The sequence below is a fragment of the Mesorhizobium sp. M8A.F.Ca.ET.218.01.1.1 genome (assembly GCF_004791165.1).
Taxonomy (GTDB): domain Bacteria; phylum Pseudomonadota; class Alphaproteobacteria; order Rhizobiales; family Rhizobiaceae; genus Mesorhizobium.
Genome location: NZ_SRUZ01000006.1, coordinates 293,502 through 307,710 on the forward strand (window position 1 = coordinate 293,502; position 14,209 = coordinate 307,710).

Annotated in this window: 14 protein-coding genes; 8 read left to right on the forward strand and 6 right to left on the reverse strand. The window is 65.0% G+C overall.

Translation table 11 applies throughout. From position 1 onward, the window contains the following. Nucleotides 1–27: 27 nt before the first annotated feature. The 8 genes from EN861_RS22690 (at nucleotide 28) to EN861_RS22725 (ending at nucleotide 6,098) form a co-directional block, all read left to right on the forward strand. Nucleotides 28–402, forward strand: a complete 375-nt coding sequence (locus tag EN861_RS22690; protein WP_245511690.1) for a YrdB family protein — start codon at nucleotides 28–30, stop codon at nucleotides 400–402. Nucleotides 403–506: 104 nt separating this feature from the next. Beyond that, on the forward strand, nucleotides 507–1,265 hold the full coding sequence (locus tag EN861_RS22695; protein ID WP_135865673.1) for an SDR family oxidoreductase: 759 nt from the start codon (nucleotides 507–509) through the stop codon (nucleotides 1,263–1,265). 128 nt (nucleotides 1,266–1,393) lie between these two features. After that, complete coding sequence (locus tag EN861_RS22700) at nucleotides 1,394–1,780, forward strand: SET domain-containing protein-lysine N-methyltransferase (protein WP_127275460.1); 387 nt, start codon at nucleotides 1,394–1,396, stop codon at nucleotides 1,778–1,780. Nucleotides 1,781–1,955: 175 nt separating this feature from the next. Further along, a complete protein-coding gene (gene rpsU / locus EN861_RS22705) occupies nucleotides 1,956–2,222 on the forward strand; it encodes a 30S ribosomal protein S21 (protein WP_010911429.1) in 267 nt (88 codons plus the stop codon). A gap of 140 nt (nucleotides 2,223–2,362) precedes the next feature. Beyond that, on the forward strand, nucleotides 2,363–3,205 hold the full coding sequence (locus tag EN861_RS22710; protein ID WP_127275461.1) for a tetratricopeptide repeat protein: 843 nt from the start codon (nucleotides 2,363–2,365) through the stop codon (nucleotides 3,203–3,205). Nucleotides 3,206–3,415: 210 nt separating this feature from the next. Continuing rightward, complete coding sequence (locus EN861_RS22715) at nucleotides 3,416–3,892, forward strand: DUF992 domain-containing protein (RefSeq protein ID WP_127275462.1); 477 nt, start codon at nucleotides 3,416–3,418, stop codon at nucleotides 3,890–3,892. Nucleotides 3,893–3,980: 88 nt separating this feature from the next. After that, complete coding sequence (locus tag EN861_RS22720) at nucleotides 3,981–4,463, forward strand: DUF992 domain-containing protein (RefSeq protein WP_127275463.1); 483 nt, start codon at nucleotides 3,981–3,983, stop codon at nucleotides 4,461–4,463. A 198-nt stretch (nucleotides 4,464–4,661) separates the two neighbouring features. Then, the gene (locus tag EN861_RS22725; RefSeq protein WP_135865675.1) at nucleotides 4,662–6,098 is read left to right on the forward strand and encodes an MFS transporter; all 1,437 of its coding nucleotides are present in this window, start codon (nucleotides 4,662–4,664) and stop codon (nucleotides 6,096–6,098) included. A 24-nt stretch (nucleotides 6,099–6,122) separates the two neighbouring features. Here EN861_RS22725 and EN861_RS22730 read toward each other — a convergent pair whose 3' ends face one another. From EN861_RS22730 to kdpA, 6 genes are read right to left on the reverse strand one after another with little or no spacing between them, the layout of a single operon-like run. Then, nucleotides 6,123–6,812, reverse strand: coding sequence for a response regulator transcription factor (locus EN861_RS22730; protein WP_127869947.1), 690 nt, complete (start codon nucleotides 6,810–6,812; stop codon nucleotides 6,123–6,125). Beyond that, the gene (locus EN861_RS22735) at nucleotides 6,809–9,544 is read right to left on the reverse strand and encodes a sensor histidine kinase KdpD (protein WP_135865676.1); all 2,736 of its coding nucleotides are present in this window, start codon (nucleotides 9,542–9,544) and stop codon (nucleotides 6,809–6,811) included. The genes EN861_RS22730 and EN861_RS22735 overlap by 4 nt, the downstream gene beginning before the upstream one ends. Before the next feature lie 57 nt (nucleotides 9,545–9,601). Beyond that, the gene (gene kdpC, locus EN861_RS22740; protein WP_127275467.1) at nucleotides 9,602–10,165 is read right to left on the reverse strand and encodes a potassium-transporting ATPase subunit KdpC; all 564 of its coding nucleotides are present in this window, start codon (nucleotides 10,163–10,165) and stop codon (nucleotides 9,602–9,604) included. An 11-nt stretch (nucleotides 10,166–10,176) separates the two neighbouring features. Next, complete coding sequence (gene kdpB, locus EN861_RS22745; RefSeq protein WP_135865677.1) at nucleotides 10,177–12,270, reverse strand: potassium-transporting ATPase subunit KdpB; 2,094 nt, start codon at nucleotides 12,268–12,270, stop codon at nucleotides 10,177–10,179. Next, nucleotides 12,267–12,506 (reverse strand): hypothetical protein, encoded by a 240-nt coding sequence (locus EN861_RS22750; RefSeq protein WP_245512084.1) that lies wholly within the window; start codon nucleotides 12,504–12,506, stop codon nucleotides 12,267–12,269. Before EN861_RS22750 ends, kdpB begins: the two co-directional genes overlap by 4 nt. Continuing rightward, nucleotides 12,490–14,193 (reverse strand): potassium-transporting ATPase subunit KdpA, encoded by a 1,704-nt coding sequence (gene kdpA, locus EN861_RS22755; protein ID WP_135865678.1) that lies wholly within the window; start codon nucleotides 14,191–14,193, stop codon nucleotides 12,490–12,492. The genes EN861_RS22750 and kdpA overlap by 17 nt, the downstream gene beginning before the upstream one ends. Nucleotides 14,194–14,209: the final 16 nt, after the last annotated feature.

Consider the following 14,209-nt stretch of genomic DNA (forward strand, 5'->3'; position numbering starts at 1 on the left):
CACTTCTCCCTGCCGGGGATTCGGAGAATGATGATGGGCAGCGCCTGGTGGAATCTGACATTGCGTTTCCTGCTGGAGATGGCCGCCCTGCTCGGCCTTGGCATGGCGGGCTGGCATTTCTCGGACGGAGCGTGGCGTTGGGTCCTGCCCATTGCCTTGCCGCTCGCCGCAGCCGCGGCATGGGGTACCTTCGCGGTCCTCAATGATCCGAGCCGTTCAGGCCGGGCACCGGTGCCTGTGCCGGGCGCTGTCAGGCTGGCGCTGGAATTCGTCGTCCTGTTCGGCGGCGCGGCGGGTTTCCATCTGGCAGGCCATGCCGCCACGGGCATCATCATGGCCGTGCTGATCGTCATCAGCTACGCGTTCTCGCTAGACCGTCTGGCATGGCTGCTTCGGCAATAGTTGGTGCGAACCTCTGCACGTATCGGGTGGCTGCTGTACCGCCAACCTGCGATCAAGCATCCGATCGCCGGCAAGGCTGGCGCGAAGGACAGGGATGCCCAGACATGCTCGCACTTTCAAACAAGATCGCCATCGTCACCGGTGCCAGTTCCGGCATCGGCCGCGCCACCGCCAAACTGTTCGCCGAGGAGGGCGCCAGGCTCGTCATTTCCGCCCGCCGCCAAACCGAGCTTGATGTGATCGCCGCCGAAATCGAGGACGCCGGCGGCACGGCCGTCGCTCTCGCCGGGGATGTCACGGACGAGACCTACGCGAAAGCCCTCGTCGAGTTGGCGGTCGGCAGCTTCGGCGGACTCGACATCGCGTTGAACAATGCCGGCTCTGTCGGACTGATGGGACCAGTCCCCGACATGTCGGCACAGACATGGCACGGGACGATGGACACCAATCTGACCAGCGCCTTTCTCGGCGCGAAGTATCAGATACCGGCCATGCTGGAGCGCGGCGGCGGCTCACTGATCTTCACGTCGAGCTTTGTCGGTTACACCGCCGGCATGCCGGGCATGGCCGCCTACGCCGCCGCCAAGGCAGGCCTGATCGGATTGACGCAGGTGTTGGCCGCCGAATACGGACCGCAAGGACTGCGCGTCAACGCGCTGCTGCCGGGCGGCACCGACACACCAGGCGCGACGACGACCACGCCCGAGGCACGCGCCTTCGTCGAGGGCCTCCATGCCCTGAAGCGCATGGCGCAACCGCAAGAGATCGCCCGCTCCGCGCTTTACCTGGCCTCCGACGCCTCGAGTTTCACCACGGGAACCGCGCTTTTTGCCGATGGCGGCGTGTCGATCAACCGGACGTGAAGGATTTTTACGGGGAACAGGCCTGTTCGTCGTTGTGACGCAGGCCGCCGGTCTTGCTTTTTCGGCGCGATTTGGCGATTCCGTTTCCTGTCGAAACGGGTCTTCTTGCCAAGACGGGTCCTGGAACCATGATGCTGATCCGAACCTATGTCGCGCAGAGCGCAATCGAAGGCGTCGGCATGTTCGCCGCCGAGCCGATCCGCAAGGGCGCCTCGATCTGGCGCCTCGATCCGGATTTCGATCGGCTGATCCCGATGGAAAAATACGAGGCGGCCTCGCCGCCCCTGAAGGAACTGCTCGACCGTTACGCCTATCCGAGCCCGGACAAGCCCGGCTTCATGGTCTATGAGGTCGACAATGGCCGCTTCATGAACCATTCGGCGACCCCGAACACCGATTTTTCGCGCTATGGCGGCGCCACCGCGACTCGGGATATCGCCGTCGGCGAGGAGATCACCTGTGATTACGGTGAGTTCTTCGAGGATTTCGAGCGGTTGCACCTGGCCACGGCGTAACGGCGCCCTATCTCCAGGCGACCGTGGCAATTTGGCTGCCGTCCGTCATTTCGACTGTGGACAGCGAGGCTTGATTCTGCTATCAGCCGCCACAATTCGTGGTGTCGAGCGCCGCGGAGGCTTGTGGCTATGGCTGCTTGCCTGTTGATATCAAACCCGAAAGACAGGATTGCCCGTGCAGGTACTCGTCCGCGACAATAACGTTGATCAGGCGCTTCGCGCGCTGAAGAAGAAGATGCAGCGCGAAGGCATTTTCCGCGAAATGAAGATGCGCGGCCACTACGAGAAGCCTTCCGAGAAGCGCGCCCGTGAAAAGGCCGAAGCTGTTCGCCGCGCCCGCAAGCTGGCCCGCAAGCGCGCACAGCGCGAAGGCCTGCTGCCGATGACCCCGCGTCCGGTTGCTGCTGGCGGTGCCGCCGGCGCAGCGCGTCCGCCGCGCTGATTATCGCCAATATTTCGTCCTTTTCGAAGGATACCAGGGTGGCGCGATGCGGAATCGCCGCCACCCTTTTATTTTGATTGTGACCCGGCCCGGAGGGGGAACCGGACCTGAACGACGGCGCAAGTGAGGACAGGGCAGACATGAACGCAACAAGCGTGGAGCGCGGAACCGCATTGCGTGGTTTCGCCCTGACAGCGGCCCTGCTTTCCGGACTGGTACTTGCCGGCTGCCAGACATCGGGCCCGGCCGGCGAATTCAACAATATCGACAAGGCGCAAGGGTCGAGCGAGAACATCTCCTCGCTGTCGGCGGTCATCCAGCGCAATCCCCAGGATCCCGAAGGCTACAATGTCCGCGGTTCGGCCTATGGTCGCGGCGGCCAGTACCAGGCTGCGCTCAAGGACTTCAACCAGGCCATCCAGCTCAATCCGAATTTCTACCAGGCCTATTCGAACCGAGCCCTCATCCAGCGCTTCCTCGGCAACCAGGAAGCCGCCCTTGCCGACTACAACCGCTCGATCCAGATCAACGGCAATTACGACGCCGCCTATATCGGCCGCGGCAATCTCTACCGCAAGGCGGGCCGCACCCAGGATGCCTTCAACGACTTCCAGAAAGCGATCCAGCTCGACACGACGGACGCCCGTGCCTACCACAATCGCGGCCTGATCTATCAGAGCCAGGGCCAGCACAAATTCGCCATCGAGGATTTCTCGACCGCCATCTCGCTGGCGCCGGATGCCGCCGAGCCCTACAACGGCCGTGGCCTCTCCTATCTGGCGACCGGCGACGAGGACAATGCCTTCTCCGACTTCAACATGGCCATCAAGCTCGATGGCCAGAACGCCGAGGCCTGGGCCAACCAGGCGCTGATCTACGAACGGCGCGGCGACAAGGCCAAGGCGGCGAAGGCCTATCGCGAGGCCGTGCGCCTCAACCCCAGCTACCAGCCGGCCAAGGACGGCCTCGCCCGCGTCAGCTGACACTGGCTCCGCAGGCCCGCGCCAAGCGCCCCACTGCATCATGTGCGTGTCCGAAAGGACACGCGGCGCGTCGGATCGCCATCAAACCGGCAACCCTGTGTTAACCGCGGTGGCAAGCCGTTAACCCTTGCCTTGTTCGCGCCAAGTTTTCAGCGGAACGGTCGCGGGACCCGAGACGTTATTGAAGACTGACTGCGAAAGGACCCTCTCATGATCAAGAAACTCGTCTGCGCCGCCGCCCTTGCAACGACCGTATTCGCCGCCGCCCCGGCCAGCGCCGGCAGGCTGCAACTCGGCACGCTCGACTGCACCATCGATGGCGGCACCGGCTATATCGTTGCGTCCAACAAGGGCGTGTCCTGCGTCTTCCGGCCCCATCATCACGGGCCGTCGGAAATTTATACCGGCGTCATCTCGAAGCTCGGTGTCGATGTCGGCAAGACGCACCAGGGCCAGCTCGTCTGGGCGGTTTTTGCCGCGACGCGCGACCGTGACGCGGGCGACCTTGCCGGTAGCTACTACGGCGTCAACGCCGAGGCGAGCGTCGTGACCGGCGGCGGCGCCAACCTTCTGGTCGGCGGCTTCGACAGCGCCTTCATGCTGGAGCCGCTCAGCGTCCAGGCGCAGACCGGCGTCAACCTCGCCGTGGCGGTGACTTCGCTGGAACTGATCCACTCGCTCAAATAAGAGGTTTGGAGCCTCGGCTCCAGACCCTTCACTCTACGGCGCGGAACCGGATAGGATGGTTCCGCGCCGTTTGATTTTGGGGGACGCCATGCCGAGGACAGCCATCGCCGCTGCCATGATCGCAACCATGCTTGCCGGCACGGCACAGGCGCAAGACCAGGGCGTGGAGCTCGGCACGCTTGAATGCGCCATATCAGGCGGCACCGGCTTCATCTTCGGCTCGAGCAAGGATCTGAGCTGCACCTTCACCCCGGCCGACAAGAGCTTCGCGCCGGAAGCCTATTTCGGCGCCGTCAACAAATATGGCCTCGACATCGGCACGACCAAGCAGGCGGTGATGCGCTGGCTGGTGCTGACGCCGCTGAAGAACATCTACGCGCCGGGCGCATTGGCGGGTGACTATGTCGGCGCCAGCGCCGAAGTGACCGCCGCCGTCGGCGCCGGCGCCAATTTGCTGGTCGGCGGCTCCTCGCAGGCCTTCACCCTGCAGCCGCTCAGCCTGCAGACGCAGACCGGCATCAATCTCGCCATCGGCGTCAGCCAGTTCCAGTTGCGCAGCACCGAGAACTAATCGCCAGCGGTCCGTTCAGGACGACACTGGCCCAAACATGTCTCGAAAAAATCGCTTGAGCTCAACTGAGGTTGAGGTTCTACAAACCCGCCCCGAGCAAGGCCGCGTCTCGACGCGGCGCGCATGGTCCTGCCGGAAGCCTCGCGCTGGCCTCTGGCACCATGGGGCTGCAGCAAGATATGCAAAGCAGGGATGGACATGACTGAAATCAGCACAAAGAAGGTCGATTGGCGCGCCTTGTGGGCGAGCGGAGACCTCGCGCGCTTCTGCTTCATCAGCCTCGGCATCCTGCTGCACGCCACCAATGAGACGATGGTGGCGACGGTCATGCCGGCCATGGTCGGTGAACTGGCCGGCGTGCAACTCGTCGGCTGGTCGCTGGCGATCTACGAACTTGGCGCCATCGTCGCCGGTGCCGCGGCCGGACGGCTGGTCAGCTATGTGGCGCTGCGCACCAACATGGTGGTCGCTGCGCTACTTTACGCCGCCGGGGCGCTGATCTGCGCCGCCTCGCCTTCGATGCAATTGTTCCTGGCCGGCCGTCTGATCGAGGGGCTGGGCGGCGGCGCGCTGGTGTCGCTGGCCTTCGTCTCGGTCGAGCGGCTGTTTTCGCGTGCCATCTGGCCGCAGCTTTTCGGCATCATGTCGGCGATCTGGGGCGTCGCTGCCTTCAGCGGTCCCCTGCTCGGCGCTGTTATGACCGAATTGCTGTCGTGGCGCTGGGCCTTCGGCGTCTTCACTCTCGGCGGCACCGCCATGGCGCTGGCAAGCTTCCTCGTGCTCGACACACCGGAAGCGACAAGGCCCAGCACCGGAGCCGGCAAGGCGCCGCCCTTCCCGTTCATGGCGCTTGGCTGCCTTGCCATCGCCGTGGTGCTGATTGCCTCGGCCGGCGTCGACATCGCCCTGTTGCGTTCCTCGCTGCTGATCGTGCTGGGCCTCGCCGGGCTGGCGTTGTTCTTCTACATCGACGCGCTGAAGCCGCGCTCCCGGCTTTTCCCGGCGCGGCTGTTCTCGTGGCGCACGCCAGTGGGCGCCGGCATGACCATGGTCGCCGCCTTTTCCATCGCGACCTGCTCCTTCGGCGTCTACGGACCGCTGCTGCTGACCAGCCTGCACGACATTCCGCTGCTGACCACCGGCTACATCATCGCCGCCGAATCGATCGCCTGGTCGATCCTGTCGATCCTCGTCGCCAACGCGCCGCCGCGGCGCGAAAGGCTGATCATCGTCTGCGGCGCACTGATGATCGCGGCGGGCATCGCCGGCTTCGCCTACACGATACCGCTGGGCTCGATCCCGCTGATCCTGGTCTGCGCCCTGTTGCAGGGCGGCGGCTTCGGCATTTCCTGGCCGTTCCTGACCCGCGTCATCGTCGCCTCCGCCCCGGACGACGAGCAGACCATTGCCTCGGCCGCGGTGCCAACCATGCAGCGCATCGGCTATGCCGTGGGTGCCGCCCTTGCCGGCACCGTCGCCAATGCCAGCGGTTTTTCGCAGGGCCTCACCCATGACGCGGCCGCTGATGTCGCGAGCTGGCTGTTCCTTGCCTTCGTGCCGCTCGGCATTCTTGGCTGTCTCGCCGCCTTGCGGACATCAGCGGCGGCAAATCGGCCGCTCGCGGTCATCGGCTGACGCCGGTTCCGGCGGACGGGTTGTTCACTCGACGCGCAGCCGATAGCCGACACCGGTTTCGGTGGTGATGTAGCGCGGCTGGTCGGGGGTTTTTTCGATCTTCTGCCTGAGCTGGCGCACATAGACCCTGAGATACTGCACGTCGGTCGAATCGTCCCAGATCTGCTTCAGGATGAAGTGGTGGGTGAGCACCTTGCCGGCGTGCTGCACCAGGATGCGCAGTATGTCGTACTCCTTCGGCGAGAGCTTCACCTCCCGGTCCTCGACCCTGACGATGCGCTTGACCAGATCGACGCTGAGGTCTCCACTCTGGAAAACGGGCTTCTCGCCCTGTTGCTGGAACTTGTGCCGCAACGCCACGCGGATGCGGGCCACCAGTTCGTTCATGCCGAACGGCTTGGTGACATAATCGTCGGCGCCGAGTTCGAGCGCGCTGACGATGCCGGCCTCGTCGGTGCGGCTGGAGAGGATGACGACAGGAATGTCGATGCCCCCGTCACGCCATTGGCGCAGGAGGTCATGCCCCCCCATGCCGGGCAGGCCGAGATCGAGCAACACCAGGTCGGGCTTTTCCTGTTCGATCAGCTCGATCGCCACCTTGGCGTTCGGCGCCTCGCTGACCGCGTAACCCTGGCTGGCGAGGCCGACCCGCAGCAGCTTGCGGATCGGCGGCTCGTCATCGACAACCAGTATCCTGACATTGGAATTGGTCATCGAGGCTGATCCTCGCCGGGCTCGTCGCCGCCATTGCCGACATCGGGCAATTCCGCCGGCACCGGCATCCGGATGGTGAAGGCGCCACCGGAGCGGTCGGTCCGGTTGGCGGCCGTGATCGTGCCGCCCATCGCCTCGACGAAGCCACGGCAGATCGACAGGCCGAGCCCGGTGCCGGCGCGCACCTGATCACCCTTGCGCACCCGGTAGAAAGTGTCGAACACGCGTTCCAGGTCCTGCGCCGGAATGCCCGGCCCCTCATCCATGATCTGCACGACGACGGAGCCATTGTCGGTCCATCCCTGGACGCGGATCGTCGAGCCGGGCGGCGAATATTTCGAGGCATTGTCGAGAAGGTTGAACAGGACCTGCTCGAACAGCACGGGATCAAGCCTAACCATCGGCAAGTCGGGCGGAATATCGACCTCGATCTTGTGTTCGCTGGTGATCTTGCGGGCGCGGTCGAGCGCCGTGCCGACGATATCGCCGAGATAGTGGAGGGCGTAGTTCGGCTCCATCGCACCGGACTCGATCTTGGTCATGTCGAGCAGGTTGGCGATGAAGCGGTTCAGCCGTTCCGATTCGTCGATCACCGCCGACAGAAGCTCCACCCTGTCCTGCTCGGGCAGATCAGGCGCGAACTCCTTGAGTGTGCCGGCCGCTCCCATGATGGCCGCGAGCGGCGTCTTCAGGTCATGCGAAATCGAGGTCAGCAGGGCCGAACGCAACCGGTCGGCTTCGGCGGCGAGCTTGGCGCGGTCGACATCGGCGACGAGCTGGACACGTTCGATCGCCACCGCCGCCTGATCGGCCAGCGCGTCGAGCAGCCGCTGCTGTTCGGGCGTCAAAAGCGGACCTTGCTTGTCATTGTCGAGGCCGACGACACCGATTGCCGTGCGCCCCGTGCGCAAGGGGAGATAGAGGCGCTTGGCGCCGGGCAGCGTGTCGGCGCCGCGTCCCGCGGCACGGTTGTGCTCCCAGGCCCAGCGGGCGGCGGCGATGTCGGCCTCGGCCAGCGTGTCGTCGGGCGGATAGCCTGCCTTGACCGTGATCGTGCCGTCTTCCGGCAGCAGCAGCACCACGCGCAGCTTCAGCATCGAGGCGATCTGGAAGGCGGTGGCCCAGAGCACGTCGTCGAGCGTGCCGGCGCCGGCGAGCTTCTTGGAGAAGAGATAGATGTCCTCGGTTGCCCGCGCTCGCGAGCGGGCGGCGGCGGCCTGACGCTGCACGCGCGCGGTGAGATTGCTGGCGATCACCGCGACGGCAAGGAAGACGGCGAGCGCGACGATGCTCTCCGGATCCCGGATCGTCAGCGTGTAGCGCGGCTCGAGGAAGAAATAGTTGAAGGCCAGCGCGCTCAGGAAGCAGGCATAGAGCGCCGGCCACAGGCCGCCCGCCACCGCCGACGTCAGCACTCCGAGCAGGAAGACGATCGCCAGGTTGCGGACATCGAGAAACTGGTCGAGCGCCGTGGTGACCGCCAATGAACCGGCGACATAGGCGGTGGCGAGCAGATAGGGCCAGACCTGGAACTGCCTCTGCTCGGCCGCCGCCTTGACCCGCCTTGCCGACGCCTCGGTTTCGCGCTCGGTGCCCGAGATGACATGGACGCTGATGTCGCCGGCGTTGCGGATCAGATCATAGGTGAGCGACCCCTCGATAAGTTCCCGCCAGCGCGACCGGGTCGGCCTGCCGACCACGATGTGGGTGAAATTGTTCGCCGTCGCATGGCGCACGATGTCCTGCGCGACGCTCTGGCCCGGAATGGTCGTCACCTCGGCGCCGAGCTGCTCGGCGAGGCGCAGGAGCGTGGCGAGCCTGTCCTTGTCGTCCTCGGACATGCCGGCCGAGCGCGGCGTATCGACATGAAGCGCCGTCCATGGCGCACGAAGCCTGTCGGCCAGCCTGCGTGCATAGCGAATGCGGGCTGCCCCGCCTGGACGCGCATCGACGCAGACGAGCACCCTTTCGCCCGCCGCCCACGGACCCTGGATGGCGTGGGACTGCATGTGGTTGAGCAACTGTTCGTCGACGCGCTGGGCGGTACGGCGCAGCGCCAGTTCCCGCAACGCCGTCAGATTGCCTGGCGAAAAATAGTTCTCGACGGCACGCTGCGCCGTGTTGGGGAAATAAACCTTCCCCTCCTCGAGCCGCTTGATCAGGTCGTCGGGCGTCAGATCGATGATTTCGACATCGTCGGCCCGGTCGATGATGGAATCGGGAACGGTCTCGCGCACCCGGACCCGGGTGATCTGGGCGACGACGTCGTTCAGGCTTTCGACATGCTGGATGTTGAGCGTCGTATAGACGTCTATGCCCCGCGCCAGGATTTCCTGGACGTCGAGGTAGCGCTTGGGGTGGCGGCTGCCGGGCGCATTGGTGTGGGCGAGTTCGTCGACCAGGACCAGCGCCGGGCGCCGGGCAAGGATGGCGTCGATGTCCATCTCGTCGAGGACACGCCCCTTGTAGTCGACCTTGCGGCGGGCAATGACTTCATATCCCTCGACCAGGGTCTGGGTTTCCTTGCGGCCATGCGTCTCGACCACGCCGATCACCACGTCGACGCCGTCGGCCAGCCTGGCACGGCCCGACATCAGCATCTCGTAAGTCTTGCCGACACCCGGTGCCGCGCCCAGGAATATGCGCAGACGGCCGCGCCCTTCCCGCTCGGCATGCTCGAGCAGCGCGTCGGGGGATGGTCTGTTTTCGACGTTGCTTCTGTCGTCCGGCATCGGGTCCGATCATGAATGGCGCCGGGGACCGTGTCGATCCCCGGCGCCTGCCATCAACTATTTCGCTGCATCCAGCGCCAGGTTGAGAGCCAGCACATTGACCGCCGGCTCGCCGAGCACGCCCAATTCCCGGTCCTCGACCTGGCCGTCGACGAGCGCCTTGACCTTGGCCTCGTCGATGCCCCTGGCCTTAGCCACGCGCGGAACCTGGAAATAAGCGGCCTGCGGGCTGATCTGCGGATCAAGGCCGCTGCCGGATGCGGTCACCAGGTCCATCGGCACCGGCGCGTTCGGATTTTCCGCCTTCAGCTTCTCGGCTTCGCCCTTGATGCGCTCGATGAGCTTCGGGTTGGTCGGGCCGAGATTGGAACCGCCTGAGGCGCCGGCATCATAGCCATTGCCCGCGGCCGAAGGCCGTCCGTGGAAATATTTGTCGCTGGCGAAGGCCTGGCCGATCAGGTCGGAGCCGATTACCTTGCCGTCCTTCTCGACCAGGCTGCCATTGGCCTGGCGCGGGAACAGCGCCTGGGCGATACCGGTCATGCCGATGGGATAGACGAGCCCGGTCAGCACGGTGAAGAAAACGATCATGATGATCGCGGGTCTGATTTGCTTGAGCATCGGAACGATCCTTATGCAAGGCCAAGGGCGGTGACCGCCATGTCGATTATCTTGATGCCGGCGAACGGCACGACGATGCCGCCGAGGCCGTAGACGAGAAGATTGCGGCTGAGCAGCGCACCGGCGCCGATCGCCCGGTACTTCACACCGCGCAGCGACAACGGGATCAGCGCGATGATGATCAGCGCGTTGAAGATGATGGCCGACAGGATGGCGCTCTGCGGCGTCGCCAGGTGCATGATGTTGAGCGCCTGCAGCGGGCCGGTCGTCTGGCCGGGCGCGACGTAGAAGACGGCGAACATGGCCGGAATGATGGCGAAGTACTTGGCGACGTCATTGGCGATGGAGAAGGTCGTCAGCGAACCGCGCGTCATCAACAGCGCCTTGCCGATTTCGACGATCTCGATCAGCTTGGTCGGATCGCTGTCCAGATCGACCATGTTGCCGGCCTCGCGGGCGGCGACCGTGCCGGTGTTCATGGCCACGCCGACATCGGCCTGCGCGAGTGCTGGCGCGTCGTTGGTGCCGTCACCGCACATGGCGACCAGCTTGCCCTTGGCCTGCTCGTCACGGATCAGCTTCAGCTTGTCCTCGGGCGTCGCCTGGGCGAGGAAGTCGTCGACGCCGGCTTCCGCCGCGATGGCTGCCGCCGTCATCGGATTGTCGCCGGTGATCATCACCGTGCGGATGCCCATGCTGCGCAGTTCGGCGAAGCGCTCGCGGATACCGCCCTTGACGATATCCTTCAGGTGGACGACGCCGAGCAGGCGCCCGTCCCGCTCGACCGCCAGCGGCGTACCGCCCGATTTGGCGACCTCGTCGGCGATCGCCTGCAGGTTGCGCACGGTATCGCCTCCGGGCCGTATGCCGTGCGTGGCCGATGTCGGCTGGCTGACATAGGTCAGGATCGAATCGACCGCGCCCTTGCGCACCGAGGAGCCGTCTATGTCGACGCCACTCATGCGGGTCTGTGCCGTGAAGGGCACGAACGTGGCATGCAACGTCGCCATGTCGCGGGCCCTGATGGCATATTTCTCCTTGGCCAGCACCACGATCGAGCGGCCTTCCGGCGTCTCGTCGGCGAGCGAGGCAAGCTGTGCCGCGTCGGCCAGTTCCTGCTCGCTGACGCCCTTGACCGGGCGGAATTCCGTCGCCTGGCGATTGCCGAGCGTGATCGTGCCGGTCTTGTCGAGCAGCAGCGTATCGACATCACCGGCGGCTTCCACGGCGCGGCCCGACATGGCCAGCACATTGAAGCGCACCAGGCGGTCCATGCCGGCAATGCCGATGGCCGACAGCAGCGCGCCGATCGTGGTCGGGATCAGCGTCACGAACAGGGCGACGAGCACGGTCACCGAAATGTAGCCACCCGAGTAGGAGGCAAAGCTCGGGATCGTCGCGGTGGCCAGCACGAAGATCAGCGTCATACCGACGAGCAGGATGTTGAGCGCGATCTCGTTCGGCGTCTTCTGGCGCTCGGCGCCTTCGACCAGCGAGATCATGCGATCGAGGAAAGTATGGCCGGCGGCGGCGGTGATGCGCACGCGGATCCAGTCGGACAGCACCTGCGTGCCGCCGGTGACCGCCGAGCGGTCGCCGCCGGATTCGCGGATCACCGGCGCGGACTCGCCTGTGATCGCCGCCTCGTTGACCGACGCGACGCCTTCCACCACCTCGCCGTCGGACGGGATGATGTCGCCGGCCTCGACCAGCACGATGTCGCCGACCTTCAGGCTGGTGCCGGGCACCAGCTTGAACTTTGTCCGGTCCTCGCCGGCCAGGAGCTTTGCCTGGGTTTCCGTGCGCGCCTTGCGCAGCGAATCCGCCTGCGCCTTGCCGCGCCCTTCGGCGACGGCTTCGGCGAAATTGGCGAACAGCACCGTGAACCACAGCCAGATGATGATCTGTAGCGTGAAGCGCAGATCGCCGCCGCCGGTGACGAGGTCCTTGACGAACAGCACCGATGTCAGCGCCGACACCACGGCGACGACGAACATCACCGGATTGCGGGCCAGCGTGCGCGGATCGAGTTTGCGGAAGGCGCCGCCGATGGCGGGCCACAGGATGCCGGCATCCATGATGCTGGCCGATTTTGACTGGCTCATTTTGAAGCTCCGGCTTCAGTGTTGGTGTGCGGCGCCGATTGGTCGGATGCCGAAAAAAGATGGGGAAGCCCGTAGGCCAGCAGCCAAAGCGCGATCATGGCGCCGGCAAGTCCGAGAAAGGTCGACATGGTCGGGAAAGGAGGCGGCAGCCCCTCCTTCCCCGGATCGGGCCGATGCCTGACATGACGGCGCTTGTTGCTGAACCAGGACATGGCCACCTCAGAATGTCTGTCCATGGATCATCGCCAGGTGCTCGACAACAGGTCCGACGGCAAGCGCCGGGAAGAAAGTCAGCCCGCCGACGATGACGATGACGCCGACCAGCAGCCCGACGAACAGCGGACTGTCGGTCGGGAAAGTGCCGGCCGAGGCGGGCACGGTCTTTTTCGCCGCCAACGCGCCGGCGATGGCGAGCGCCGGGATGATGACCAGGAAACGGCCCATCAGCATGCCGATGCCGATGGTGATGTTGTACCAGGGCGTGTTGCCGGTGAGGCCGCCGAAGGCCGAGCCGTTGTTCGCCGCCGCCGAGGTGTAGGCGTAGAGGATTTCGGAGAAGCCGTGCGGCCCGCCATTGGCGATCGAGGCGACCGCGCTCGGCAGCACCACCGCGATGGCCGTGAAGACCAGCATCGCCAGCGGCAGGCACAGGATGGCCAGCATCGCCATCTTGACCTCCTTGGCCTCGATCTTCTTGCCGAGATATTCGGGCGTGCGGCCGACCATCAGGCCGGCGACGAAGACGGCGATCAGAATGAACATCAGCATGCCGTAGAAACCGGCACCGACACCGCCGACGATGACCTCGCCGAGTTGCATGTTGATGAGCGGGATCATGCCGCCGAGCGCGGTGAACGAGTCATGCATGGCGTTGACCGCGCCGCAGGAAGCCGCCGTGGTGATGACCGCGAACAAAGCCGACAGCGCGATGCCGAAACGGGTCTCCTTGCCTTCCATGTTGCCGCCGTCGATGCCGAGCGCATGCACCAGCGGATTGCCCGCGGCTTCCGCCCAGTAGCAGACGGCGACGCCGGCGATGAACAGCACGCCCATCGAGGCAAGGATCGCCCAGCCCTGGCGCTGGTTGCCGACCATGCGGCCGAAGACGTTGGTCAAGGCAGCGCCGACGACGAAGATCGACAGCATCTGGATCAGGTTGGAGATGGCGTCGGGGTTCTCGAAGGGATGTGCCGCATTGGCATTGAAGAACCCGCCGCCATTGGTGCCGAGCATCTTGATGGCGACCTGCGAGGCGACCGGGCCGAGCGCGATCGTCTGCCTGGCGCCCTCGAGCGTGGTGGCATCGACATAAGGCCCGAGCGTCTGCGGCATGCCGAGCCAGACATAGACAAGGGTGAGCACGATGCAGAGCGGCAAAAGCACGTAGAGCGTGGCGCGCGTCATATCGACCCAGAAATTGCCGATCGATTTTCCCGAAGCGCGGGCAAATCCACGGATCAGCGCGATGGCGATGGCGATGCCGGTGGCCGCCGAAACGAAATTCTGGACCGTCAGGCCGGCCATCTGCACGAGGTAGGACATCGTGCTTTCGCCGCCGTAGTTCTGCCAGTTGGTGTTGGTCATGAAGCTGGCGGCGGTGTTGAAGGCGAGCGCCGGGTCGACCGCGCTCATGCCGGCCGGATTGTAGGGCAGGCTGCCTTGCATGCGCTGCAGGAAGTAGAGCACCAGGAAGCCCGCCAGGTTGAACAGCAGCAGGGACACCGCATATGTGGTCCAGTGCTGTTCCTCACGATCGCTGGTTCCGCAAATGCGGTAGAGTCCGCGCTCGAGCGGGCCGAGGACCGACGAAAGCGGCGTGCGATCGCCGTTGAAGACGCGGTGCATGTAGCCGCCGAGCGGCTTCACCAGCAAAACGAGGATCCCGCAGAAGATGAGGATCTGTATCCATCCGTTCATGGTCATGATGTAGCTTCCGTGC